At 69.3% G+C, this 23038-nt stretch carries 23 protein-coding genes and 2 pseudogenes; 20 read left to right on the top strand and 5 right to left on the bottom strand.

From position 1 onward, the window contains the following. The 3 genes and pseudogenes from CVO76_RS07380 to CVO76_RS07370 all read left to right on the top strand — a co-directional run. A pseudogene (locus CVO76_RS07380) lies at positions 1-202 on the top strand (hypothetical protein); the annotation flags it as partial. Further along, positions 199-1170, top strand: coding sequence for a glycosyltransferase (locus CVO76_RS07375; protein ID WP_133080851.1), 972 nt, complete (start codon positions 199-201; stop codon positions 1168-1170). The pseudogene CVO76_RS07380 and the gene CVO76_RS07375, both read left to right, overlap by 4 nt. 81 nt (positions 1171-1251) lie before the next feature. Next, a complete protein-coding gene (locus CVO76_RS07370) occupies positions 1252-1983 on the top strand; it encodes an L-threonylcarbamoyladenylate synthase (RefSeq protein ID WP_133080850.1) in 732 nt (243 codons plus the stop codon). Positions 1984-1989: 6 nt separating this feature from the next. Here CVO76_RS07370 and CVO76_RS07365 read toward each other — a convergent pair whose 3' ends face one another. Together CVO76_RS07365 and CVO76_RS07360 are read right to left on the bottom strand one after the other, a co-directional pair. Next, positions 1990-2946, bottom strand: a complete 957-nt coding sequence (locus tag CVO76_RS07365) for an NAD-dependent epimerase/dehydratase family protein (RefSeq protein WP_208741510.1) — start codon at positions 2944-2946, stop codon at positions 1990-1992. Continuing rightward, positions 2943-3929 carry a glycosyltransferase gene (locus tag CVO76_RS07360; protein ID WP_208741509.1) on the bottom strand — a complete coding sequence of 329 codons (987 nt, stop codon included), beginning with the start codon at positions 3927-3929 and terminating at the stop codon, positions 2943-2945. The genes CVO76_RS07365 and CVO76_RS07360 overlap by 4 nt, the downstream gene beginning before the upstream one ends. Positions 3930-4131: 202 nt before the next feature. Here CVO76_RS07360 and CVO76_RS07355 point away from each other — a divergent pair, with 202 nt between their 5' ends. From CVO76_RS07355 to CVO76_RS07295, 13 genes are all read left to right on the top strand, one after another. Beyond that, positions 4132-6057, top strand: a complete 1926-nt coding sequence (locus tag CVO76_RS07355; protein WP_133080847.1) for a polysaccharide biosynthesis protein — start codon at positions 4132-4134, stop codon at positions 6055-6057. Then, positions 6054-7076, top strand: a complete 1023-nt coding sequence (locus CVO76_RS07350) for an MraY family glycosyltransferase (RefSeq protein ID WP_208741508.1) — start codon at positions 6054-6056, stop codon at positions 7074-7076. The genes CVO76_RS07355 and CVO76_RS07350 overlap by 4 nt, the downstream gene beginning before the upstream one ends. A gap of 148 nt (positions 7077-7224) precedes the next feature. After that, positions 7225-7737, top strand: a complete 513-nt coding sequence (locus tag CVO76_RS07345; protein ID WP_208741507.1) for a hypothetical protein — start codon at positions 7225-7227, stop codon at positions 7735-7737. Position 7738: 1 nt separating this feature from the next. Then, positions 7739-8056 carry a hypothetical protein gene (locus CVO76_RS07340; protein ID WP_244186259.1) on the top strand — a complete coding sequence of 106 codons (318 nt, stop codon included), beginning with the start codon at positions 7739-7741 and terminating at the stop codon, positions 8054-8056. Positions 8057-8141: 85 nt separating this feature from the next. After that, the gene (gene atpB / locus CVO76_RS07335) at positions 8142-8963 is read left to right on the top strand and encodes a F0F1 ATP synthase subunit A (RefSeq protein WP_208741506.1); all 822 of its coding nucleotides are present in this window, start codon (positions 8142-8144) and stop codon (positions 8961-8963) included. Positions 8964-9038: 75 nt separating this feature from the next. Then, entirely contained in the window at positions 9039-9254 is a 216-nt protein-coding gene (locus tag CVO76_RS07330; RefSeq protein ID WP_019481292.1) for an ATP synthase F0 subunit C, read from the top strand. 50 nt (positions 9255-9304) lie between these two features. Next, entirely contained in the window at positions 9305-9859 is a 555-nt protein-coding gene (locus tag CVO76_RS07325) for a F0F1 ATP synthase subunit B (protein ID WP_133080843.1), read from the top strand. Continuing rightward, positions 9859-10671, top strand: a complete 813-nt coding sequence (locus tag CVO76_RS07320) for a F0F1 ATP synthase subunit delta (protein ID WP_208741505.1) — start codon at positions 9859-9861, stop codon at positions 10669-10671. The genes CVO76_RS07325 and CVO76_RS07320 overlap by 1 nt, the downstream gene beginning before the upstream one ends. A gap of 99 nt (positions 10672-10770) precedes the next feature. Beyond that, positions 10771-12405, top strand: a complete 1635-nt coding sequence (gene atpA, locus CVO76_RS07315; protein ID WP_133080841.1) for a F0F1 ATP synthase subunit alpha — start codon at positions 10771-10773, stop codon at positions 12403-12405. A 91-nt stretch (positions 12406-12496) separates the two neighbouring features. Further along, the gene (locus CVO76_RS07310) at positions 12497-13390 is read left to right on the top strand and encodes a F0F1 ATP synthase subunit gamma (RefSeq protein ID WP_133080840.1); all 894 of its coding nucleotides are present in this window, start codon (positions 12497-12499) and stop codon (positions 13388-13390) included. 85 nt (positions 13391-13475) lie between these two features. Then, on the top strand, positions 13476-14939 hold the full coding sequence (gene atpD, locus CVO76_RS07305) for a F0F1 ATP synthase subunit beta (protein WP_133080839.1): 1464 nt from the start codon (positions 13476-13478) through the stop codon (positions 14937-14939). A 5-nt stretch (positions 14940-14944) separates the two neighbouring features. Continuing rightward, a complete protein-coding gene (locus CVO76_RS07300; protein ID WP_208741504.1) occupies positions 14945-15238 on the top strand; it encodes a F0F1 ATP synthase subunit epsilon in 294 nt (97 codons plus the stop codon). Between the two features lie 10 nt (positions 15239-15248). Next, positions 15249-15680: a DUF2550 domain-containing protein gene (locus tag CVO76_RS07295; protein ID WP_133080837.1), complete on the top strand. Its 432-nt coding sequence runs from the start codon at positions 15249-15251 to the stop codon at positions 15678-15680. Between the two features lie 34 nt (positions 15681-15714). On the opposite strand, the gene CVO76_RS07290 is transcribed toward CVO76_RS07295, so the two are convergent. Together CVO76_RS07290 and nucS are read right to left on the bottom strand one after the other, a co-directional pair. Beyond that, on the bottom strand, positions 15715-16923 hold the full coding sequence (locus tag CVO76_RS07290; RefSeq protein WP_208741503.1) for an N-acetylglucosamine-6-phosphate deacetylase: 1209 nt from the start codon (positions 16921-16923) through the stop codon (positions 15715-15717). 38 nt (positions 16924-16961) lie between these two features. Continuing rightward, positions 16962-17657 (bottom strand): endonuclease NucS, encoded by a 696-nt coding sequence (nucS, locus tag CVO76_RS07285; RefSeq protein WP_208741502.1) that lies wholly within the window; start codon positions 17655-17657, stop codon positions 16962-16964. A gap of 346 nt (positions 17658-18003) precedes the next feature. Between nucS and CVO76_RS07280 the strand changes: the two genes are divergently transcribed. The 3 genes from CVO76_RS07280 (at position 18004) to CVO76_RS07270 (ending at position 20627) form a co-directional block, all read left to right on the top strand. Further along, complete coding sequence (locus CVO76_RS07280; RefSeq protein WP_208741501.1) at positions 18004-19236, top strand: hypothetical protein; 1233 nt, start codon at positions 18004-18006, stop codon at positions 19234-19236. Positions 19237-19354: 118 nt separating this feature from the next. Further along, positions 19355-19678 (top strand): hypothetical protein, encoded by a 324-nt coding sequence (locus tag CVO76_RS07275; protein WP_133080833.1) that lies wholly within the window; start codon positions 19355-19357, stop codon positions 19676-19678. A gap of 145 nt (positions 19679-19823) precedes the next feature. Further along, positions 19824-20627 carry an alpha/beta hydrolase gene (locus CVO76_RS07270; RefSeq protein ID WP_208741500.1) on the top strand — a complete coding sequence of 268 codons (804 nt, stop codon included), beginning with the start codon at positions 19824-19826 and terminating at the stop codon, positions 20625-20627. A 12-nt stretch (positions 20628-20639) separates the two neighbouring features. On the opposite strand, the gene CVO76_RS07265 is transcribed toward CVO76_RS07270, so the two are convergent. Continuing rightward, positions 20640-21953 (bottom strand): AI-2E family transporter, encoded by a 1314-nt coding sequence (locus CVO76_RS07265; protein ID WP_432206141.1) that lies wholly within the window; start codon positions 21951-21953, stop codon positions 20640-20642. Positions 21954-22249: 296 nt separating this feature from the next. Between CVO76_RS07265 and CVO76_RS07260 the strand changes: the two are divergent. Next, a pseudogene (locus tag CVO76_RS07260) lies at positions 22250-23038 on the top strand (hypothetical protein); the annotation flags it as partial.

Below are 23038 nucleotides of genomic sequence, written 5' to 3'. Positions count from 1 at the left end.
GGCGGGCCTCCTTCGGCCGGGCGGATACTTCGTGATGGAGCACGCGGAGGTGCAGGCGCCCTGGGTCGCCGCCTTCCTCGAGCAGGCGGATGTCTGGACGACGATCCGGACGCACCAGGACCTCAGCGGACGGGACCGCGCGACGAGCGCCGTCCTCCGCGCCGGCACGACGCCGGCCACCACCGGGAAGGCAGCGCGATGACCGAACGCACCACGGGCCCGGGAGCCGGCGGCCCCCTGACGGTACCCGACGCGACACCCGACGGCGCCGCGACCCGCACCGACACCGTGGCGGTCGCCGCCGTGACCTACGACCGGCACGAGGAACTCGCGCAGCTCCTGCGCTCCCTGGCGGCGCAGAGCGCCCCGATCGCGACGGTCGCCCTCGTCGACTCGGGCACCCGGCCCGCGACCGACGTCGTCGAGGCCGCCGGCGGGACCATTCACTACCTCCGCTCGGAAGCCAACCTCGGCGGAGCCGGCGGCTTCGCCTTCGCGATCCTCGCGGCGATCGCGAGCGGCGCCCGGTGGATCTGGCTGATGGACGACGACGGGCACCCCGAGGACGAGCGCTGCCTCGCCGAACTGCTGCGTGCCGCCCACGACCACGACCTCGACATCGTCAGCCCGCTCGTCGCCGCGACGTCGGATCCCTCCCGGCTGTCCTTCAACTTCCGCATCAACGGCCTCCTCACCAACGACCGCGCCACGCTGGAGCCGATGGGCTATCTGCCCGACATGGTGCACTTCTTCAACGGTGCGCTGATCCGGGCGGAGGTGTTCGCCACGATCGGCCTGCCGGACATGAAGTTCTTCATCCGGGGCGACGAGGTCGACTTCCTGGCCCGCGTGCGGAAGGCGGGCCTGAAGTACGGCACGCTGGCAACCGTCGCCGTCCGCCACCCGGCCACCTGGTCCGAGATGAAGCCGATCTTCGGCGGCTTCATCACACCCGTCATCCCCGAGGGCGAGTTCAAGCGGTTCTCGTACTTCCGGAACCGCGCCTACCTGGCGCGCAAGTACCGCAACCTCCGCTGGTTCGGCGCGGACGTCATCGGCTTCCCGTACTACTTCCTCACCCAGCGCGACCTCAAGGGGCTCCGCGCCTGGTTCGCCGCCTACTCGGCCGGTCTGCGGGGCACGGGCTTCGGCCCTCCGCCGTCGTCCTGACCTGCACCCCGCCTCGCCCCGCCCTGCCTCGCCGGGCAGCACGATGTGCGGAGCCGCCTGCCCGGATGGAAGGATGGGCAGGTGACAACGAGCTACGACTGTTCCGATCCCGCCCAGCGACGCGACGGCCTCACGGCCGCCCAGCGGGCGGTGTCGCTCAAGCAATGCGTCGTCCTGCCCACGGACACCGTGTACGGGATCGGCGCGGACGCCTTCTCACCGCAGGCGGTGGCCACCCTCCTCGCGTCGAAGGGCCGCGGCCGGAACATGCCCCCGCCCGTCCTCATCCCGCGTATCCAGACGCTCGACGGACTGGCGACCGATGTGCACCCGGACGCCCGTCGGCTCGCCGAAGCGTTCTGGCCCGGCGGGCTCACCCTGATCTGCCACGCCCAGCCCTCCCTGACGTGGGACCTCGGCGACACCCTGGGGACCGTCGCCCTCCGCATGCCGGACGACGACGTCGCGCTCGAACTGCTCGGGCTCACGGGCCCGCTCGCGGTGTCGTCGGCGAACAGGACCGGCGCGCCGGCAGCGACGACGGCGCCGGATGCCGCGGCGCAGCTGGCCGAATCGGTCGCCGTGTACCTCGATGCCGGTCCACGCACCGCCGCCGAGGGGACCGGATCCACCATCGTGGACGCCACCGGGGAGACTCTGCGGGTGGTGCGGCAGGGAACCCTCGCGCTGGACCGCCTCCGGGAGGTCGTCCCCGGCATCCTCGACATCGACGGGCATGCCGCGGACGGTGGCCCCGCCGCGCGGGACGACGCCGCCGACGACGGTGCTGCAGGGGGCCAGGCCTCCGCCTGAGCCGCGTCAGTCGATGGGTGCTCCGCCGTCGTCCGCCCGATCCTGCGCGCGTGCGAGGACCTCACGGACCCGGGGGGCGGGCGGGATGCCCTGCTCCTCCGCCCAGCCCGGTACCTGGTCCTGGCCGAACCACATGAGCTCCACCCGGCGGACGTGCCCGTCGAGCCGGCCGCCCAGCAGGCCCGACAGTGCGTAGCCGCTTCCCACCGCGAGGCGGCACAGCGCCGCGGGCAGGATCCGGGGCCGTCCGCCGGCCGCCTCGAGGACGGTCCGCACGGTGAGTCCTTCCCACGGCTGCAGCACCCTGGACGGGACCGGCCCCGCGTAGCGGCCCACGGCGAGGACCAGACCGGCGAGGGCCTCGACGGACGTGATGGGCGACCTGGCGCTGCCCGGGGAGGCCACCGAGGCGAGGGGCGAGCGCGCGAGGCGGGCCAGCGCCGCCGTCGTCGGCCTGCCGCGCCCCTGCACGGACGTGGCACGGATGGTCACCACCGACAGCGCCGGCTCGTCCGCGGCCACGCGATCGATCGACTGTTCGCCGAGCGCCTTGCTGCGCGAGTACGCCGAGAACGGGTGCACCGTGTCCGTCGCGTCCAGTACCGGCGTCCTGCCCTGCACCGCGGCACTGCTCAGGTGGATGACGCGACCCACGCCCGCGGCCGCCGCGGCCCGGGCCACGACGGCGGGCAGCAGGGCGTTCGCACCCAGCAGTGCCTGCACGTCGCCGGATGACGGGGTCGCGAGTCCGGCGGCGTTCACGACGACGGAATGGCCCGCCATCGCGGCGCGGAGGCCGGCGCCGTCGAGGAGCGCCGCTTCAGCGACGAGCGCCTCCGGTGTGTCCGCAGCCGTCACCAGGCGGGGTGCCGCAGCGGGCACCGCGTCCACGCCTGCCGCGCGGAGCGCCCGGAGGACCTCGGAACCGACGAAGCCCGAGCCGCCGAGGACGAGCCAGCTCATTCGGTGCCTCCCTGGCGGCCCGACGGACCGGACAGGGGCGCGAGGGGCGGCTCCGGCTGCCAGTCGGGGTCCTTCAGGATGACCCTGGCAGCCCGCCAGCCGCGCCAGAGGGCGGACAGGCCGGAGAGTGACCGCTCCACCGCCACCAGGCGCAGGACCTCCTTGGCGGCCGAGAGGAAGGTCCCGACGCCGAACGCCACGGCGCTGTGGCGTCCATGGAGCCGGAGGTAGCGCGCGAGGTGGCCGCGGTTGCGCATGCCGCAGAACCGCGAGAGGTTGCTCGAGTCGTTGAGATGCCGGACCCGGAGGTCCACCTGGCGCTGGGCACGGGTCTTCCGCAGCACGAAGGCGTCGACGTACGCGACGGGATGCCGCTGCGAGATGAGCCAGCCGTACGTCAGGTCGTCCCCGTTGAGGAAGAACCGTGCGTCGGGGAGTCCGGTCTCGCGGACGACGTCGGCCGCCACCAGCATGCCCTCGAAGCAGCCGACATTCGTGTGGAAGACGCGCGACCGGGCGAAGACGTCGCCGCGGACCGGCAGGTGGACGCCGAGGGCCTCGTTCAGGATGTGCTGCCAGAAGAAGGGCTCACCCGCGGAGTCGTACCGGCGGCCGTGGATGCACGAGTAGCGGGGCATCCACGGGGCGAAGGACGCGAGCGCATCGGGGAACACGACGACGTCGTCGTCCATCAGCCACAGCCATTCGGCGCCCTCGGCCAGGGCCCTCGCCATCCCGGCGGCGAAACCACCGGCGCCGCCGGCGTTGTCCGGCAGACGGTGCACGATCAGCGGAACGGGCAGGTCCAGTTCGGCGAGCAGGTCCGCCGTGCCGTCCGTGCTGGCATTGTCGACGACGACCACGCCGGCCGGCGCCGGATCGAGCACCGCGATGGATGCGAGGAGTTCCCGGAGGTGGCCCACCCGGTTGAAGGTGGTGACGACGATGAACACGCTCGGAGAAGCGGCGTCAGGGACGTGCAACGTGTTCCTTCCGGGCCGCGCCAGGGCGGTGCGCAACGGACCAGGCAGAGGCAGTGCAGTTAGTATTCTCGGGTAGTAGCAGTCTATTACACCGTGTTCCGGTCCCGACCGGGCCAGTCCTGCACAGCCGGGCCGGGCAGCCCCCGGCGGTCGCGCCTCCGGGTGGAACGCGGTGTCGGCCTGCATGACACCGTTAGGAATCATGGCACTCAACGAAGGCCGGGCACCCGCCCGGAAATCCGGCTCCACTGCAGCGGCTCCGTCCGGCGACAAGCCGGCGATCTGGTTGTGGTCGCAGTACCTTCTCGACGCTGCGGCCTGGATCGTGGCCATCCTCCTCGCGCTGATCCTCCGCTACGAACTCCTCGTCAAGGAGGTCAACGTCCCCGGGATCGCGGCGTTCTGCGCCGTGGCCGTCGTCGCCCAGCTGGTGGTGGGACTCAGCTTCGCGCTGTACCGGGGACGCTACAGTTTCGGCAGCTTCCACGAGGCGAAACTGCTCGTGATCGTCGCGGTCCTCGTCGCCGTGATCCTGGTGCTCGTCAGCGTGGCGTTCTTCACGGTCATCGAGGTGCCGCGCAGCATCGGCGTCATCGCCTTCCCGTTCGCCTGCATGTTCCTGGCCGCCACGCGCTACCTCAAGCGCATGTACGTCGAGAGCAAGGCGAAACCGGGGGAGGACGCCCAGCGCACGCTGATCTACGGAGCAGGCTTCCTCGGCAACTCCCTCGTCGGCCGCATGATGCAGGACCCGGGATCGCCCTACTTCCCCGTCGGCCTGATCGACGACGATCCCGCCAAGAAGCACCTGCGCCTGGCGTCGGTGCCCGTCCTCGGCAGGATCGACGACCTGCGCGACGTCGCGGCCCGCACCCAGGCCTCCGTCCTCGTCATCGCCTTCGCCGACGTCGAGGCCGCCCAGGTGCGCCGTGTCTCGGACCTCGTCGCGGGCCTCGGCATCAAGGTCCTGGTCCTGCCGCCGCTGCGGGACATGCTCGGCGGCGCCGGCGCGGGCATCGCCGACTTCCGGGAGGTCGCGGTCGAGGACCTGATCGGGCGGCGCCCGGTGGACATCCACCCGGACGAGGTCGCGGGCTACGTCACCGGGAAGCGGGTCCTGGTGACCGGTGCAGGGGGGTCGATCGGGTCCGAACTGTGCCGCCAGCTCGCCGGTTTCCTCCCCGCGGAGCTCATCATGCTCGACCGCGACGAGACCGGCCTCCAGTCGACGCAGATCTCGCTCACGGGCCGGGGACTGCTCACGGGCCGCGACACCGTCCTGGCCGACATCCGCGACGCGGACGCGCTGCTCGACATCTTCGAGGACCGCAAGCCGGAGGTCGTCTTCCACGCCGCGGCCCTCAAGCACGTGTCGCTGCTGGAGCAGTATCCGGAGGAGGCCTGGAAGACGAACGTACAGGGCACCCTGAACGTGCTCCGGGCATCCTCGGCCGTCGGCGTGACCAACTTCGTCAACATCTCCACGGACAAGGCGGCCGACCCCACCAGCGTGCTCGGCCACTCCAAGCGCGTCGCGGAGAGGCTCACGTCCTGGCAGGCGGAACGCACCGGCCAGAAGTACGTCTCCGTCCGCTTCGGTAACGTCATCGGGAGCCGCGGCTCCATGCTCCCCCTCTTCACGGAGCAGATCCGCAACGGCGGACCGATCACGGTGACCGATCCCGAGGTGACCCGGTTTTTCATGACCATCCCGGAGGCCTGCCAGCTCGTCGTGCAGGCCGGGGCCATCGGCAGGGGAGGGGAGGTGCTCATCCTCGACATGGGGGAACCCGTGAAGATCCTCGACGTCGCGCAGCGCATGATCGCGATGTCCGGCAAGGACATCGACATCGTCTTCACGGGCCTGCGGCCCGGCGAGAAGATGCACGAGGACCTGATGGGCGCCGGCGAGGACGACTCCCGTCCGCTCCACCCCAAGATCTCCCACACCTCCGTCGCACCGCTCGACCCCCAGCGGCTGAGCCTCCGGGAATGGAAGGCCGAGGGCGGCTTCGACGGCCGGCGGAGCATCGCAGCCGTCGGCGGCGAAGGCGGTGCCGGACCGGCATCACCGGGCGGAGCGAGCGCCTCCCCGTCCCGCTCGGGTGCCGGCGGGCCGGCGTCATGACCGGACTCCTCACCCTCGTCGCTCTCGTCGCGCTGGGTCTCTCCCTGGCGCTGCCCGTCGTCGTCAAGCCGTTGCTGAGGACGCTGGGCGTCATCGACATCCCGAACGACCGCTCCTCGCACAGCACGATCGTGATCCGCGGCATGGGAGTGGCCGTGGCAGTGGCGCTCCTGGTGGCGCTCGCGCTCTCCCTCGCGACGGGTCTGGTCGCCGTGGACCGGTCGCTCATCCTGATCATCATCTGCATGGTCGGCGCCTCCGCCACCCTCGGCTGGATCGAGGACTTCCGCGGCCTGTCCATCCGGGTGCGCCTCTCGGCGCAGCTGCTGGTCGGCGTGATCGGCACGGCGGCGCTGGCCACCACCATCGACGACAGCAGCTACTGGTGGGTCCCGATCGGGGCGATCGCCCTCGCCACCTACATCAACGCCGCGAACTTCATGGACGGGATCAACGGGATCTCGGGCATGCACGGCCTCGTCGTCGGACTCTTCTACTCGCTGGCCGGCGTGCTCAGCGACCAGCTGTGGCTGACGGTCGCGGGCCTCGTGGTGGCGGCGGCCTTCGCCGGGTTCCTGCCGTGGAACCTCGGCAGGGGATTCGTGTTCCTCGGCGACGTCGGCAGCTACCTCCTCGGTGCCTCCATCGCCGCGATCGCGGTCACGGGACTGCTGGCGGGGGTCTACCTCGAATACCTGCTCTCGCCCGTCCTGATCTACCTCGCCGACACCTTCACCACCTTTCTGCGCCGTGCCCGCCGGGGCGAGCGCCTGTACACCGCGCACCGGCAGCACGTGTACCAGCGGCTCACGGACACCGGCCTCAGCCATGTGCAGGTCTCGATCCTCGTCAGCGTCCTCTCCGCCCTGACGGCGGCGGCGGGATTCGTGCTCGCCACCGCGACGGCGCCCCTCGCCGTCACCTCGTCCCTGTTCGCCGCAGCCGTCGTCGCGCTGTACCTGTATTCGCCCCGGGTCTTCCGCGCCCTCGCGCGGCGGCGGGTGACCGACCGGGCCTGAGGCCCGCGGCCCGTCTTCGTGGTGCTGTAGAATTTCAGGCGCCGGGTGCGACGACGACGGATCGCGCGGACCCGCACCAGCCCTCCCGACGCCGTCGACGGAGGACCAGCAGGGCGCCGGACGGCGCAGCCGACAGAGCGGACAGCACGTGCCACGACCGGAGCACCCGGCGACCGGAGCCGACCACCCGAACCTCGTGACCGCCTCGGAGGCCACCGCGTCCCCCTGGCTCGGCATCCTCGCGCTCAGTGCCGCCGCAGGCGGTGCCGTGGCGCTGGTGCTCGCGGCCGCCGCAGCCCTCGCGACCGCACCCGCCGCGGGCCTGAGCGTCGTCTTCGGCGCCGCACTCGTCATGGCGTTCTTCGGTATCAGCCTCCTGATCGGGCACTTCACCGGCAGGACCAATCCCTCGGGTGCCCTGGGCCTCTTCGCCGTCACCTACGCCATCAAGGTGGTCGGGTTCGCCGCGGTCCTGTTCTTCCTCGGGACGCCGGGCTGGCTCGACCGCACCTGGTTCTTCACCGGAGCGCTCGCCACCGTCATCGCGTGGCAGGTCGCCGAGGTCCTCGCGTTCTCCAGGCTGAGGACGCCCCTCTACGACGAGAGTGTTCCGGCAGCGACCGGTGCGCCGACGGCGTCCGACCCGGCAGAGGGGCACTGAGATGGCAGGCACCGACCGGGGCCCGGACGAGGCCGCCGCCACGCCCCCGCAGGATATCGACGCCCGCTTCTCCAACGGCGGCTACAACGCGGGCATGGCCGTCTTCAGCTACATCATTGGCGGGATCCTGGTGTGGAGTTTGATAGGCTGGGGGCTGGATAATCTCCTCGACACGCGCTGGTTGGTGCTGGCGGGAGCGTTCTTAGGTGCAGCAGGGGGTTTCTATCTCTCCCACATGCACAATCTCACCCGGAACCATGCAGCGGACCCGCACAGGGGCTCGCCGGCTACGTCCCGCGCCGAGGCCGAACCCGAGTGATTCCCCATAACTTAACGAGTCGGACCAGTTCCACTGCGACCGAACAGATCTTGCCCAACGATGGACACTGCAGAGAGGAAACGCGTTGATCGCGCTTGCGCTCCCGGCCGCAACTACCGAAGAGGGATTCGTAGCCCCGACGATCGAGGATACCCACTACCGGGACATCCTCCCGTGGGGCGGCGAGTACGGCGTCCTGCTGGACCCCGGTTTCGGGAAGCAGATGCTGCTGACCATCCTCTCGGTCGTCCTCATCGCCACGTTCTTCCTGATCGCCTCCCGCCGCCGGCAGCTGGTCCCGGGGAAGGTGCAGTTCCTCGGTGAGGCCGCGTACGGTTTCGTGCGCAACTCCATCGGCAAGGACATCATCGGCGGCCGCGACTTCCTCAAGTACGTCCCCTGGCTCTTCACCGCCTTCTTCTTCGTGCTGGTGAACAACATCTTCGGGGCCGTCCCGTTCCTGCAGCTGCCGACGTTCTCCCACCCGGGCAGCGCCTACGGCATCGCCGCCATCTTCTTCCTGCTCTGGGTCGGCATCGGCCTCAAGAAGCACGGCATCCGCTACTTCAAGCTCGCCGTCGTCCCGTCGGGCGTCCCCTGGTACATCCTCCTGATCGTGGTGCCGATCGAGATCATCTCGAACTTCATCGTCCGGCCGGTCACGCACTCGCTGCGACTCTTCGCGACCATGCTCGCCGGCCACCTCATCGTGACCCTGGCCGGCTCGGCCATCGAGTACATGATGATGACGGGGAACATCCTGCTGCAGGGCACGAGCGTGCTGGTCCTCGTCGGATCGGTCGCCATGTACATGCTCGAGGCGCTGATCATGATCCTCCAGGCCTACGTCTTCACGCTGCTCGCCGCGATCTACATCGAAGGCGCACTGCACGCCGACGCCCACTGATTCACACAAGTCTTCCCCGTCGGGGATGATCCCAAACAACCTGTCGCACCAAGGCGGCATCTTGAAAGGAACACAATGGAAGTACAGGGTAGCCTCAACCTCGTTGGATACGGTCTCTCCGCAATCGGCGGTGGTATCGGTGTCGGCCTCGTCTTCGCGGCCTACATCAATGGCGTAGCTCGCCAGCCTGAGGCACAGCGTGTCCTCCAGCCCATCGCCTTCCTCGGCCTTGCACTGACCGAAGCCCTCGCGATCCTGGGCCTCGTCTTCGCCTTCGTCATCGGCGCCTGATCAAGCCGTCCTGACCGACCGAAGACACGTTGAAGAAAGACGGGTGAAAAATGCTTAACGCAGCGATTATGGCGGCGGAAGAGGGCTCCAACCCTCTGATCCCTAACCTCTGGGAACTGCTGGTGACCGTTGTCGGCTTCGCCGTCCTGCTGTTCATCGTCTTCAAGTACGTCATGCCGGCGTTCGAGAAGACATTCGCAGAGCGCACCGAGGCGATCGAAGGCGGTATCGCCAAGGCAGAGGCCGCACAGGCCGAGGCCAACGCGGCCCTCGACGAGTACAAGCAGCAGCTTGTCGATGCTCGCACCGAGGCGAACCGCATCCGTGAGGAAGCCCGCGCCGAAGGCGCTCAGATCCTTGCGGACCTCAAGGAGAAGGCGGCGGCCGAGTCCGCTCGCATCACCGAGCAGGCTCACGTGCAGATCGAAGCAGAGCGCCAGGCCGCAGTGGTCTCGCTCCGCGCCGAGGTCGGTACGCTCGCCACCGACCTCGCGAGTCGCATCGTCGGGGAATCGCTCGCCGATGACGCCCGTTCGTCGCGTGTCATCGACCGGTTCCTCGCGGACCTCGAGACCTCGTCGCAGAGCGCAGGTGCAGCGAAGTAATGGCAGGAGTATCGAGCCTCTCCCTCGCAACGGTCCGTGAAGGACTGGAGTCCCGGCTGCCCGGCACAAGCCTGGCGCTGGCCGAGGACCTGTTCGGCGTGCTGTCGATCCTCGACCGCAATGCCGGCCTGCGCCGCGCGCTGACGGATCCCTCGCGCACCGGCAAGGACAAGGCCGTGCTGGTGGACCAGCTCATCGCCGGTCGCGTCTCGTCCGAGGCAGCCGGCGTGGTCCGTGACCTCGTCAACGAGCGCTGGGCGAATGCACGCGACATCGGCGATGCCCTGGAGACCCTCGCGGCCACCGTGGTCATCTCGGTGGCCGAGCAGGGCAGCGGTGTGGAGGGCTTGGAACAGCTCGAGAACGAGCTGTACTCCTTCATCCAGGTCGTGGCCTCGAACCACGCCCTGCAGAGGGCACTGTCCGAAGCACAGGCGTCGTCGGAGTCGAAGGTGGCCCTCGGCCTCAAGCTCGTGCCCCAGGCCGGCCCCGCCGGCCGGCTCCTGATCGCCCAGGCCGTGCGGTCGCCGCGCGGACTGAAGCCCGCGGCCCTTGTGGAACGATTCCTCGAGCTGGTCGCCGCACGCCAGCAGCGCTGGATCGCCGACGTCAGCGTCACCCGTCCGCTGACGGCGAGCCAGCTCGAGAAGCTGGAGTCCGGGTTGAACACCATGTACGGCCGCGAGCTCAAGGTCAACGTGAAGATCGACCCCTCACTGATCGGCGGAGTCCGTGTCAGCGTCGGAGACGAAATGGTCGACTCCACGGTGATCACGCGCTTGTCCGAGCTCCGCCGCAAGCTGGCGGGATAGGCGAACGCGCCTCGTGACATCCGTGTCACATCCACAGAATCACACACCGGTCGCCACGCATCCCACGGGGACCAACAACACAGGAGAGCAGGGACTGAGATGGCCGAATTGACCATCAACGCCGAAGACGTCCGTAGTGCGTTGAACGACTTTGCGGCGTCCTACGAGCCCGGAAACGCGGAGCGCGTCGAAGTCGGCCGCGTGACCACCGCCAGTGACGGCATTGCCCGTGTCGAGGGTCTTCCCTCCGTCATGGCCAATGAGCTGCTGCGGTTCGAGGACGGCACGCTCGGACTCGCCCAGAACCTCGACACCCGCGAAATCGGCGTCGTCGTCCTCGGTGACTACAACGGAATCGAAGAAGGCCAGGAAGTGCACCGCACGGGGGAGATCCTCTCCGTTCCCGTCGGTGACGCGTTCCTCGGCCGCGTCGTCGACCCCCTGGGCCAGCCCATCGACGACCTCGGCGAGATCGTCGCCGAGGGCCGCCGTGCGCTCGAGACCCAGGCTCCCGGCGTCACGCAGCGCAAGTCGGTGCACGAGCCCATGCAGACCGGGCTCAAGGCCATCGACGCGATGATCCCGATCGGGCGCGGCCAGCGGCAGCTGCTCATCGGCGACCGCCAGACCGGCAAGACCGCGATCGCCGTGGACACCATCATCAACCAGAAGGCCAACTGGGCTTCCGGTGACGTGAACAAGCAGGTCCGCTGCATCTACGTCGCGATCGGCCAGAAGGCATCGACGATCGCCGCCGTCCGCCAGACCCTCGAGGACAAGGGTGCCCTGGAGTACACGACCATCGTCGCGTCCCCCGCATCGGACCCCGCAGGCTTCAAGTACCTGGCGCCCTACGCCGGTTCGGCCATCGGCCAGCACTGGATGTACGGCGGCAAGCACGTCCTCATCGTGTTCGACGACCTGTCGAAGCAGGCTGAGGCCTACCGTGCGGTGTCGCTCCTCCTGCGCCGTCCGCCGGGACGCGAAGCCTACCCGGGCGACGTCTTCTACCTGCACTCCCGCCTCCTCGAGCGTTGTGCCAAGCTCTCCGACGAGCTCGGTGCCGGTTCGATGACGGGCCTGCCGCTGATCGAGACCAAGGCGAACGACGTGTCCGCCTACATCCCGACCAACGTCATCTCCATCACCGACGGCCAGATCTTCCTGCAGTCGGACCTCTTCAACGCCAACCAGCGCCCCGCGGTCGACGTAGGTGTGTCCGTGTCCCGCGTCGGCGGTGCCGCGCAGGTGAAGTCGATGAAGAAGGTCTCGGGCACGTTGAAGCTCGACCTCGCCCAGTACCGCGACATGCAGGCCTTCGCGATGTTCGCCTCCGACCTGGATGCGGCCTCGCGCCAGCAGCTGACGCGTGGAGCCCGCCTGATGGAGCTGCTCAAGCAGGGCCAGTACTCGCCGATGCCGGTCGAGCAGCAGGTCGTCTCCATCTGGGCCGGAACGAACGGCTACCTCGACGACGTACCCGTCGAGGACATCAACCGCTTCGAGACGGAGTTCCTGGAGCACCTCGGCCACACGTCGCCGATCCTCACCACGCTCGCTCAGACGGGCAAGCTCGAGGACTCGACCATCGACGAGCTGAAGACGCAGATCACCAACTTCAAGCAGGGCTTCTTCGGAGCCGGCGCGAACGGTGTCCACGCGGGCCACGAGGAGCACGAAGCGATCGACGCCGATTCGGTCGAGCAGGAAAAGATCGTTCGACAGAAGCGCTAGCGGACCTGCCGCCGGGAGGGTGAACCCCCTCCCGGCGGGCAGGACCCTGGCCTGATCGCTTCCCCCACCGGGAGCGGAGGAAAGGACAAGAATGGGAGCCCAGATCCGGGTCTACCGCCAGAAGATCGCCTCGACCACGTCGACGCGCAAGATCTTCAAGGCGATGGAGCTGATCGCGACTTCTCGCATCGGCAAGGCACGCGCACGTGTCGCATCGGCCCTGCCGTACGCGAACGCGATCACGCGGGCCGTGTCGGCCGTATCGTCGCAGTCGGAGATCGACCACCCGCTGACCACCGAGCACGGTCAGGTGCGTCGCGCAGCGGTGCTGGTGCTGACCTCCGATCGCGGCCTCGCAGGTTCGTACTCGGCCAGCGCCCTCAAGCAGGCGGAGGGGCTCTTCGAGACGCTCCGCTCCGAGGGCAAGGAGATCCAGGCCTACCTGCTCGGACGCAAGGCGCAGTCGTACTTCGACTTCCGCGGACGCGGCTACGAGCGAGTCTGGACCGGCGGCACCGATGCTCCCGAGTTCAGCACCGCCCGCGAGGTCGGTGAGGCTCTCCTGTCCACCTTCCTGAAGGACTACGAGGACGGGGGCGTGGACGAGATCCACGTCGTCTACACGAAGTTCCGCTCCATGGTCGTGCAGGAGCCGTCGGTCATGCGCCTGCTGCCGCTCGAGGTCGTGGACGAGCAGGTGCCCCAGGACGGCGAGCTCCTCCCGCTCTACGAATACGAGCCGGAGCCGGAGCAGGTCCTCGACGCACTCCTTCCGAGGTACATCGAGTCGCGCATCTTCGCTGCCATGCTGCAGGCCGCCGCGAGCGAGCTCGCCGCACGCCAGCGGGCCATGAAGTCCGCGGGTGACAACGCGACCGAGCTCATCAAGAAGTACACCCGCCTCCGCAACACCGCACGCCAGGCGGAGATCACCCAGGAACTCTCGGAGATCGTGGCCGGCGCGGACGCGCTCAACGCGTCCTGACGCTCCTGCCCATCCGGGCCCGCGAGGGCGCCGGGTGCACCGCTAGACTTAGTTCCACGCCATCTACGTAAATGAAGTGAGAGAGATGACTGCCCAGACTGTTGAACACGGTACGGACTCAGTTGCCCCCGGCGCCACCGGCCGTATTGCACGTGTCATCGGCCCGGTTGTCGACGTCGAGTTCCCGGCCGACGCAATCCCCGCAATGTACAACGCCCTCACCACCGAGATCACTCTCAACGGTGAGACCCGCCTGATCACCTTCGAGACCTCGCAGCACCTCGGCGACAACCTCGTGCGTGCCATCTCGCTGCAGGCCACCGACGGCCTCGTCCGCGGCACCGTCGTGCAGGACACCGGAGCAGCGATCTCCGTGCCCGTCGGCGACGGCGTGAAGGGCCACATCTTCAACGTCCTGGGCAAGCCCCTCGACGTCGAGGAGTCGGCGCTCGAGATCACCGAGCGCTGGCCCATCCACCGCAAGGCGCCCAGCTTCGCGTCCCTCGAGGGTTCGACGGAGATGCTGGAGACCGGCATCAAGGTCATCGACCTCCTGACCCCCTACATCAAGGGCGGCAAGATCGGACTGTTCGGTGGTGCCGGTGTCGGCAAGACCGTCCTCATCCAGGAGATGATCACGCGTGTCGCCCGCAACTTCGGTGGCACCTCGGTGTTCGCCGGGGTCGGTGAGCGCACCCGTGAGGGCAACGACCTCTGGGTCGAGATGGAAGAGGCCGGCGTCCTCAAGGACACCGCCCTCGTGTTCGGCCAGATGGACGAGCCGCCGGGAACGCGCCTCCGCGTGGCCCTCTCGGCGCTGACCATGGCCGAGTACTTCCGCGATGTGCAGAACCAGGACGTGCTGCTCTTCATCGACAACATCTTCCGGTTCACGCAGGCCGGCTCGGAGGTGTCGACCCTCCTGGGCCGCATGCCGTCCGCCGTGGGCTACCAGCCCAACCTGGCCGACGAGATGGGTCTCCTGCAGGAGCGCATCACCTCGACCAAGGGCCACTCGATCACGTCCATGCAGGCGATCTACGTGCCCGCGGACGACTACACCGACCCGGCTCCGGCAACCACCTTCGCGCACCTCGACGCGACCACCGAGCTCTCCCGCGAGATCGCGTCCCGTGGCCTGTACCCGGCCGTGGACCCGCTCGCCTCGACCTCGCGCATCCTGGATCCGCAGTACATCGGCCACGACCACTACAACACGGCCGTGCGCGTGAAGCAGATCCTGCAGAAGAACAAGGAACTGCAGGACATCATCGCGATCCTCGGCATCGACGAGCTCAGCGAAGAGGACAAGGTCATCGTCGCGCGTGCGCGCCGCATCCAGCAGTTCCTGTCGCAGAACACCTACACCGCCAAGCAGTTCACCGGCGTCGAGGGTTCGACGGTCGCCATCAAGGACACCATCGAAGGCTTCTCGGCGATCTGCAACGGCGACCTCGACCACATCGCGGAGCAGGCGTTCTTCAACGTCGGTGGCCTCGACGACGTCGAGCGCCAGTGGGCCAAGATCCAAGAGCAGACCGGTAAGTAACGCCGATGGCATCACACGGCGAACTCGAGGTCGAAATCGTCGCGGCCGACCACTTCGTGTGGTCGGGCGCGGCGCGTACGGTCAACGCGCGCACCGCCAACGGGCAGATCGGGATTCTTCCCGGCCACGCCCCGATCCTCGCGATCCTCGAAGCGGGGGAACTGTCGGTGGAACCGGTCAACGGCGAACGCCTGGTGGTCGGTGTGGACGGTGGTTTCTTCTCCGTCGATTCGAACCGCGTCGTGATCGTGGCGGACAACGCCAAGGTCGGCGGTTCGGTGACTCCGGAATCCGTCTAGGCTTCCCTGCATGGAGGCACTCGGTGTGACGTTCATCTGCCTTGCGGTCGTCTTCGGCCTGCTCGTGCTCGTGATCGCCGCGTTCCTCCTCCGTCGCTACCAGCTCAACCGTGCCCTCGGCACATTCGACGCCTCCATCCGCCTCCCTCCCAAGGGCTGGCGGGTGGGGGTTTGTCGTTATACGGACAAGAACCTGGAGTGGTTGAGCCTCCTGTCCCTGAGCCCCATCCCGAGATTCCGCTTCCTCCGCAGCTCGCTGGAGGTCGAGGGGTGGCGGGCGCCCACCGAGGCGGAACGCGTCCGGATCCAGCCGGGGGCGATCATCGTCCAGCTGGCCTACGAGGGCGAACCCTTCGACCTCGCCATGAAGTACGACGTCTACGCCGGGCTCTCCTCCTGGATCGAGGCCGGTCCGGTCATCGGTATCGGCACCTGGCGCTGAGCGGACGCCTCCCGAGGCAGCCGGGCCGGGCGGCTCAGATGTCCAGCGGCCGGACCCACGCGCCGGCGCGGAGCACGCCCCTCAGTTCCAGGTCCGGCGACACCACGACGGCGTCGGCACGCAGCCCGGTGCGCAGGCTGCCGAGCTCGTCGGCGAGTCCCAGGACCACCGCCGGGACCGCGGCCGCGGAGCGGACGGCGTCCGCCAGGCCCACGCCGGCCTCCACCGTGCAGCGCACGACATCGAGCAGGCTCCCTGAGCCCCCGGCGAGTGCTCCCGTCGCGGTCAGGACGGCGGAGTCCCCGACGAGCGAGATCTCGCTGCGCCCCAGGCGGTAGGTGCCGGTCGCGCACCCCGCCGCCGCCGTCGAATCGCTGACCAGGCAGATGTTCTCCGACCCCGCGATCGTGAAGGCCATCCGCACGGTCTCCGGGTGCAGGTGCACGTTGTCGGCGATCAGCTCGACGGCGATCTCGCCGGCTCGTGCCCGCTGCAGGAGCAGGGGTACCGGGCCGGGGGAGCGGTGGTGGATGGCCGGCATCGCATTGAAGAGGTGCGTGGCGGTCGGGCGTCCGCTGAATCCCGCGAACCCCGTGGCTGCCAGCTCCTCGTTGATCAGGTCCAGCCCCGCCGTGGCTTCCTCCGTCGTGCTGTCCGTATGGCCGATCGACGGGATGACCCCGTGCATCACGAGTTCGTAGACGAGCACGTCGCTGCCGGGCAGTTCCGGGGCGTAGGTCATGGAGGCGAGGTGCCCCCTGCCCGCGGTCACCAGCCGGGCGACGTCCTGCTGCGTCGGCAGGAGGAGGAACTCCGGGTCGTGCGCCCCGTTGCGCCGGCGCGAGAGGAACGGGCCTTCCGCGTGGATGCCGGCGACCAGCCCGGACTCCGCCGCGGCGGCGAGCCTGCCGAAGGCCGACTCGAGGTCCTCGAGGGGCGCGGCGCAGGTACTGGCGAGCACCGTCGTCGAGCCGCTGCGATGCAGGTGGGCGGCAGCCGCCTCGATGTCGGCGGCGGACCCCGAGGTGAAATCGCCGCCGCCCGCGCCGTGGCAGTGGAGGTCGATGAGCCCGGGCAGGATCAGGAAACCCTCGGGCAGCTGCTCCACCGCCTGGTCCTGGTCGTCCACCCCAGCGCCGGTGATGCGCGTGCCTTCCCAGCGCAGGACGCCGTCCTCGACGATCCCCGACTCGGTCACCAGTCGTCCGGACAGGGCAGTGGGCGTTCCGCTCGCGAGGGCCATGGTCCGATTCTAGGGCGTCGGCCCCAGGGCCGTGCGGGCTAGAAGAGCCGCGACGCGCTGTCGTCGACGCCGCGCATGGCGTCGTAGTCCAGGGTGAGGCAGTCGATGCCCCGGTCCAGCGCGAGCACGCGGGCCTGCGGCTTGATCTGCTGGGCGGCGAAGACGCCCCGCACCGGCGACATGAGGGGATCGCGGTTCAGCAGCTCGAGATAGCGCGTGAGCTGCTCGACGCCGTCGATGTCCCCGCGGCGCTTCAGTTCGATGGCGACGGTGCGCCCGGCCGCGTCCCGGGCGAGGATGTCGACGGGACCGATCGCGGTCATGTACTCACGGCGGATCAGGGTGAAGCCCGTTCCCAGCAGTTCGATCTGCTCTGCGAGCAGTCTCTGGAGGTCTGCCTCGACCCCGTCCTTGACGAGTCCCGGATCCACCCCGAGGTCGTGCGAGGAATCGTGCAGTTGCTCACGGATGCTGATGACGAGCCGATCATCGCTCTTGGCGTGCTGCACCGTCCAGACCGCGGTGATGCCCTCGGCGCGATCCGCGTCGTCGGGCTCGCTCACGCGGAGCGTCGCGGGCGGGCTCATCCAGTTGAGGGGTTTGTAGGAGCCGCCGTCCGAGTGCACCAGGACCGACCCGTCCGACTTCACCATCAGGAGCCGGGTGGCAAGAGGGAGATGCGCCCGGAGGCGGCCGACGTAGTCGACGGAGCAACGGGCTATCACTAAACGCACAAGCATCCTTCAGATCTACCGGACGGACCGTCCTGCGGGCGATGGACCATCGGTGCGCAGGACCTGTCCATTCTAGGGGCGCATGGCACGCCCACCGAACCCGACGGGTACCGTCCACGACCTCGTGAGTGGCGTGCGGGCGAGAGGCCAGTAGCGCCGGCCGCAGAATACGCGCCCCTCCGGGGAAGACGAGTATCTGCGGGCGTTGTCCGCACCATCCTGCCCGCTCAGACTTTAGGGGAGCCGCCACGCAGGAATCCGATGCGATCGTTCTCCTTCGCCTGGTCCTCCCCGAAGATCCCACATGAGCCGACTACCCGCGACGTCGCGAGGCAGGAACACAACCATGAGATCACGCAGATTCGCGACCAGCGTCGCCGCCGTCGCTCTCCTCGTCGGCGGTGCGGTGGGACCGCTCGCGCCGGCCGCCCATGCCGACCACACCCGGCAGCACACCTGCGACCAGGCCGGCGGCCAGTTCACCCAGGGTGCACTGCCGGGACAGGACCGCTGCGTCGTGGTCGTGACCACTTCGATCACCGGGCCGTTCGGCCGTCCGACGAGTTCGCTGGGCGATCCGGTGCCCGTGAACTCCCCGTTGACGACCGAGACGCCTGTCGTCCCGACCGGTGCACCGGGCGTGCGGACGGAGACGCGCGACGTCGGGGACCCCGTCGTCGTCGAGGGTGAGCGTCGCGGCGAACCTGAGGTGACCTCGGAGGAGGTCGACGCCGGCGAGGCCACGGCAACTCCGGTCGTCGTCGCCGGGACACCCGAGGTCGCAAGCCGCACCGAGCGTGGAACACCCATCAGCACCGACGCACCCGGCACGCGCAACTGCGAGCGGGTCAACAACGAGAACGGGACACGGGGCGTCGAGCGGTGCGAGCGGACCGTCGTGACCACCACGACCACCCCGACGACCGTCATCACCACCACCACCACGCCCCAGCAGCGCGTCACCACGACGACCCAGCCGAGGCAGACCGTCATCACGACGACGACGCCGGTGACGGACGTCTTCACCTCGACCCAGCAGCAGGAGTCGTGCGTCACCACCACGCAGCCGACGTCGTTCACCAGGACCAGCACCCAGCTGACCACGCAGTCGCAGATCGTGACCTACCAGCAGCGGACCATGACGACGACGACCACGAGCACCTTCCGGTACGTCGGCGGCGGACCCGGCACGCTGGAACTGGTCGTCTTCCCGGTAGCCCCCAATCCGCGGGTGCAGACCTCCACCACCGCCGCGGAGCCGCTCGTGGCGACGGTCGGACTGATCGCCGGTCCGCCGCAGGTCACCGTCGAGACGCTGCCGGGCCAGGACATCGTGACCACGACCTGCGCCCCTATCGCCCCCGAGATCACGACGGCCGACGGCGAGACCACCGAGGACGTGGAGAGCGTCTCTGCTCCGGCCGCCCCCGTGATCACGGTCGCACGAGAGGATCTGGACCCGATCGTCACCGAGACCACCGTGCCCGGACCGCCCGTCGTGACCGTCAGCACCCGCGGAACCGGCAGCACCTGCTTCAACAATCCCTCGACGGCGGCCCAGCGCGCCAACCGCTGCTGACAGGGTCCCCCGACGCGCGACCCTTCGCGTCCCCACCAGGACCGGGAGGGGCGCCGACGGACGCAGGCTCCGGTAGCACCGGTCCGCGCATTCCCCGTCGATCGTGCAGACTGGGACGGTGCCCCGTTCCAACCGTCCGAACCGCCCGCGTGGTTCCGCCCGACCCAAGTGGGCCGCACCGCCGGAGGTGGACCTCGAGCGGGCCCGCGCGGGACTGCCGCTCCGTGAGTCGGCTCCCGACGGCGAGTGGTCGGTCCGGCGCATCACCGAACGGAACGCGGCCAAGACCTACACCTGCCCGGGCTGCAACTCGGCCATCCTGCCGGGCATCGCCCACCTCGTCGTGTGGCGCGAGGATTCGCTGTTCGGACCCGAGACGGCCCTCGCGGACCGGCGGCACTGGCATGTGAGGTGCTGGCAGACGCGGAGCTTCCGCTACTGACGCGCTACTGATGCGCTGCCGGTCGTCCTGCCGACACGCTACTGATGCGCTGCCGACCGTGCAGCCCGTCGTCCTGCCCGTTGTCCTACCCGTCGTCCTGCCGGTCGTGCAGCCGGGCGGAACGCGGCCGACCTAGACTGGGGGGATGGCCAGCGATACCCCCTCCTACACCTTCACGACCAGCGACGAGGCGGTGGAGATCCGGGCGTCGACGGTACTCCCCGCGGACCGCCGGAACATCGAACTGCGCACCGCGGACGGCCTCACCCTCGTGGGGGAGTTCGCGGCGCCCGCAGGACGCGCCCCCGCCGCCACCCTGGTGACGCTCCACCCCCTGCCGACGCACGGCGGTTTCATGGACTCCCACGTGTACCGGAAGGCGTCCTTCCGGCTGCCCGCCCTCGCCGACATCGCGGTGCTGCGCTTCAACACCCGCGGCACGTGCTCGCCGCGGGGCTGCAGCGAGGGGGCGTTCGACGGCGGCGACGGGGAACGCCTCGACCTGCAGGCCGCGGTCGACTGGGCGGTGGCGCAGGGACTCCATCACATCTGGCTCGTGGGCTGGTCCTTCGGGACGGAACTGTGCCTGAAGTACGGAGCCACGGATCCGGTGGCGGAACTCATCGAGGGGGCCATCCTGCTCTCGCCGCCGCTGCACCGCGCCGACGACGGTGATCTCGATGCCTGGGGCGCGAGCGGACTGCCCCTGAAGGTCCTGGTCCCCGAATTCGACGACTACCTGGTGCCCGACGACGCCGCGGCACGCTTCTCGCGGGTACCGCAGGCCGACGTGACGGGCATCGACGGGGCCAAGCACCTGTGGGTGGGGGAGAAGTACGCGGCCCGGGCGCTCAACGAGATCGTCGGCGTCGTCCGCCCCGAGCTGTCCCTGCCGCTGCCCTCGCAGTGGCTGGGACCGGCCGCCGTCGCGCCGTCACCGGCAGGCTGAGCTCGGAAGCGGTTACTGGCTGTCCTGGCGCGCGATGAAGACTTCCTTCAGGAGCAGCATCACGGCCGCCGCCGTCGGGATGGCGATCAACGCGCCGAGGACGCCGAGGAGGCTGCCTCCCGCGATCACCGCGATCACCGCGACCGCGCCCGGTACGGCGACTGCGCGCTGCATGATGCGCGGTGAGATGAAGTACGCCTCGAACTGCAGGTAGGCCACGTAGGGGATCGCGAACAGCAGGGCCGTGTGCCAGCCGACGGTGAGCGCGATCAGGCTGACCAGGACGGCGGCGATCGTGCCGCCCACGAGCGGGATGAAGGCGAGGAGTGCGACGACGAACGCCAGCAGCACGGAGAACGGGACGTCGGCGAGCGACATCACGATGAACGCGAAGGAGCCGTTCAGCAGTGCCACGCAGGCCTGCCCGATGACGTACATGCCGACGCTGCGCGTGATCTCCTCGGAGAGGACCTCGACGCGGGGCCTGCGCGAGCGGGGGGCGAGCCTGTACGCCCACTTCTTGATGGAGGGCAGGGATGCGAGGAAGTACAGCGCGAGGACCAGGATCACCAGGGTGCCGAAGAGTCCGTTGAGGATCACGGTGCCCACCCCGAGGACGCCGCCGAAGATGCCGCCGACCGCCTCGCTGTTGGCGAAGAACCTGTCGATCTCCGAGCTCACGCGGTCCCGCAACTGGAACTGTGCGTCCACCGTGGTGAAGAACTCCGACTTGAGGAAGTCGTCCGCGTAGCCCGGGGCCCGATCGACGATCTGCGAGGTCTGGCTGACGATCGTCGGGATCAGGAGGGCGAAGAAGCCTGCCACGATACCGACGAGGATCGAGAGGGACACCGCGATGCCCGCCGGCCGCGGTACGTGCTTCGTCTCGAGCCACCGCACGATCGGGTCGAGTCCGAGCGCGATGAACAGCGCCGCCCCGATCCAGACGAGGAGTTGGCCGACGTTCGTGATGATGAAGAACGCCAGGAGCGCGAGCCCCACGCCCACGCTCATCATGAAACCGAAGTGGATGGGGTGCGCGCGCATGCTCCGGGGATAGGCGCCACCGAACTTCAGCCGTTCGTCGCTCAGCGACACGTCCGGGTCCACGGCGACAGGATCGGGCTCGCGCTCCGGCGGGAACTCGAAGCGCGGCCGGGGCTGGGCCGACGGGAGCGCCCGGCGTGCGACGGCGAAGAGCGACCGCAGGGTCGACGGAGGGGTTCCACCGATCGGAGGACCCGCAGGGAGCGGTGCGTCCTCGCTCCCCGTCGGCTCGGGCCGCGGGAGCGGCTGGTCGAGCGGGACGTCCTGGTGGTCTGTCAACGAAGAGCTCTGCTTTCACGTGTCCGGTGCTGTCACCGCGGGTGGTCCGACTAGCGAAACCCTAACAGTGAGGGGGATCCGGACGGCGTTCTTGACGAACACGGTCCCGCGCCGTGTGCCGCGCGCCCCCGGACCACTCTGGTGCGGGTGGGCCTGTGCGCGTGACCGGTCCGGCCGGGCGATGTTCGTTACCATTGGGTGACTATTCCTGAGTGGCCTGGCGCGGCATGCTGCGCCGGGCCATCAGAGCGGAAGGGGCCATGCGGTCCGCCGTAACGGACGACGATAGGCAATCAGTGCGCGGAAAGACAGCAGTACCGATCATCGTGGCAGGGCTCCTGCTGATGCTCCTCGGCATCGGCCAGCGGACCGTGTGGGCTCCCGCCGAGACCGTGACCGCGAGTCTCGCGCAGGACACCCAGGCGGCACCCGTGACGGTGATCGAGTCCGGCGCGCGCGGTGGGACGAGCGGACCCGTGGAGGTCACCGTGGAGGCGGACGGCCCCTTCACCCTCGCCGTCGGCCGTGCCTCCGACGTCGAGGCATGGGTGGGGGCGGCCGCCCACCTGAGCGTCACGGACATCAGCGAGGAGACGCTGACCTCGGAGTACTCCGACGGTGAGGCGAGCGTGCCCGATCCCAGTGGCAGCGACCTCTGGGTCAGCGAGGAGCCCGGCGACGGCACGCTGACCTACCGCTGGAGCGAACCGGCGGAAGGCGACTGGTCCATCCTGCTCGCGGCCGACGGCCAGAATCCTGCGCCGAGCCAGGTCTCGGTCACGCGACCCAATGACGAGTCGACGCCCTTCGCCCTGCCGCTGGTCATCGGCGGCGCGCTCGTCACCGTCCTCGGCATCGCGCTCCTGTTCATCGCACCGCGGAGTCGGGGCGACCGCGGGACCGACGCGGCCGAGGGCACCCGGGCCTACGCCCGCAGGCACGCACAGGCCGGCAAGGGGGGCGCGACGGCCACCATGGCAGCGCCCGGTCCCGTCCTGATCGTCACGGGCCTGGTCGGTGCCGGATCGCTCCTGGGCATCGCGCCGGGGATGGCGACGACGACGCCGTCGCCCTCGGTCACCCCG

The organism is Arthrobacter agilis (genome assembly GCF_002953615.1).
GTDB lineage: Bacteria > Actinomycetota > Actinomycetes > Actinomycetales > Micrococcaceae > Arthrobacter_D > Arthrobacter_D agilis_B.
Note: the sequence above shows the minus strand (reverse complement) of the source record. Positions and strands in the feature narration are given on the sequence as shown.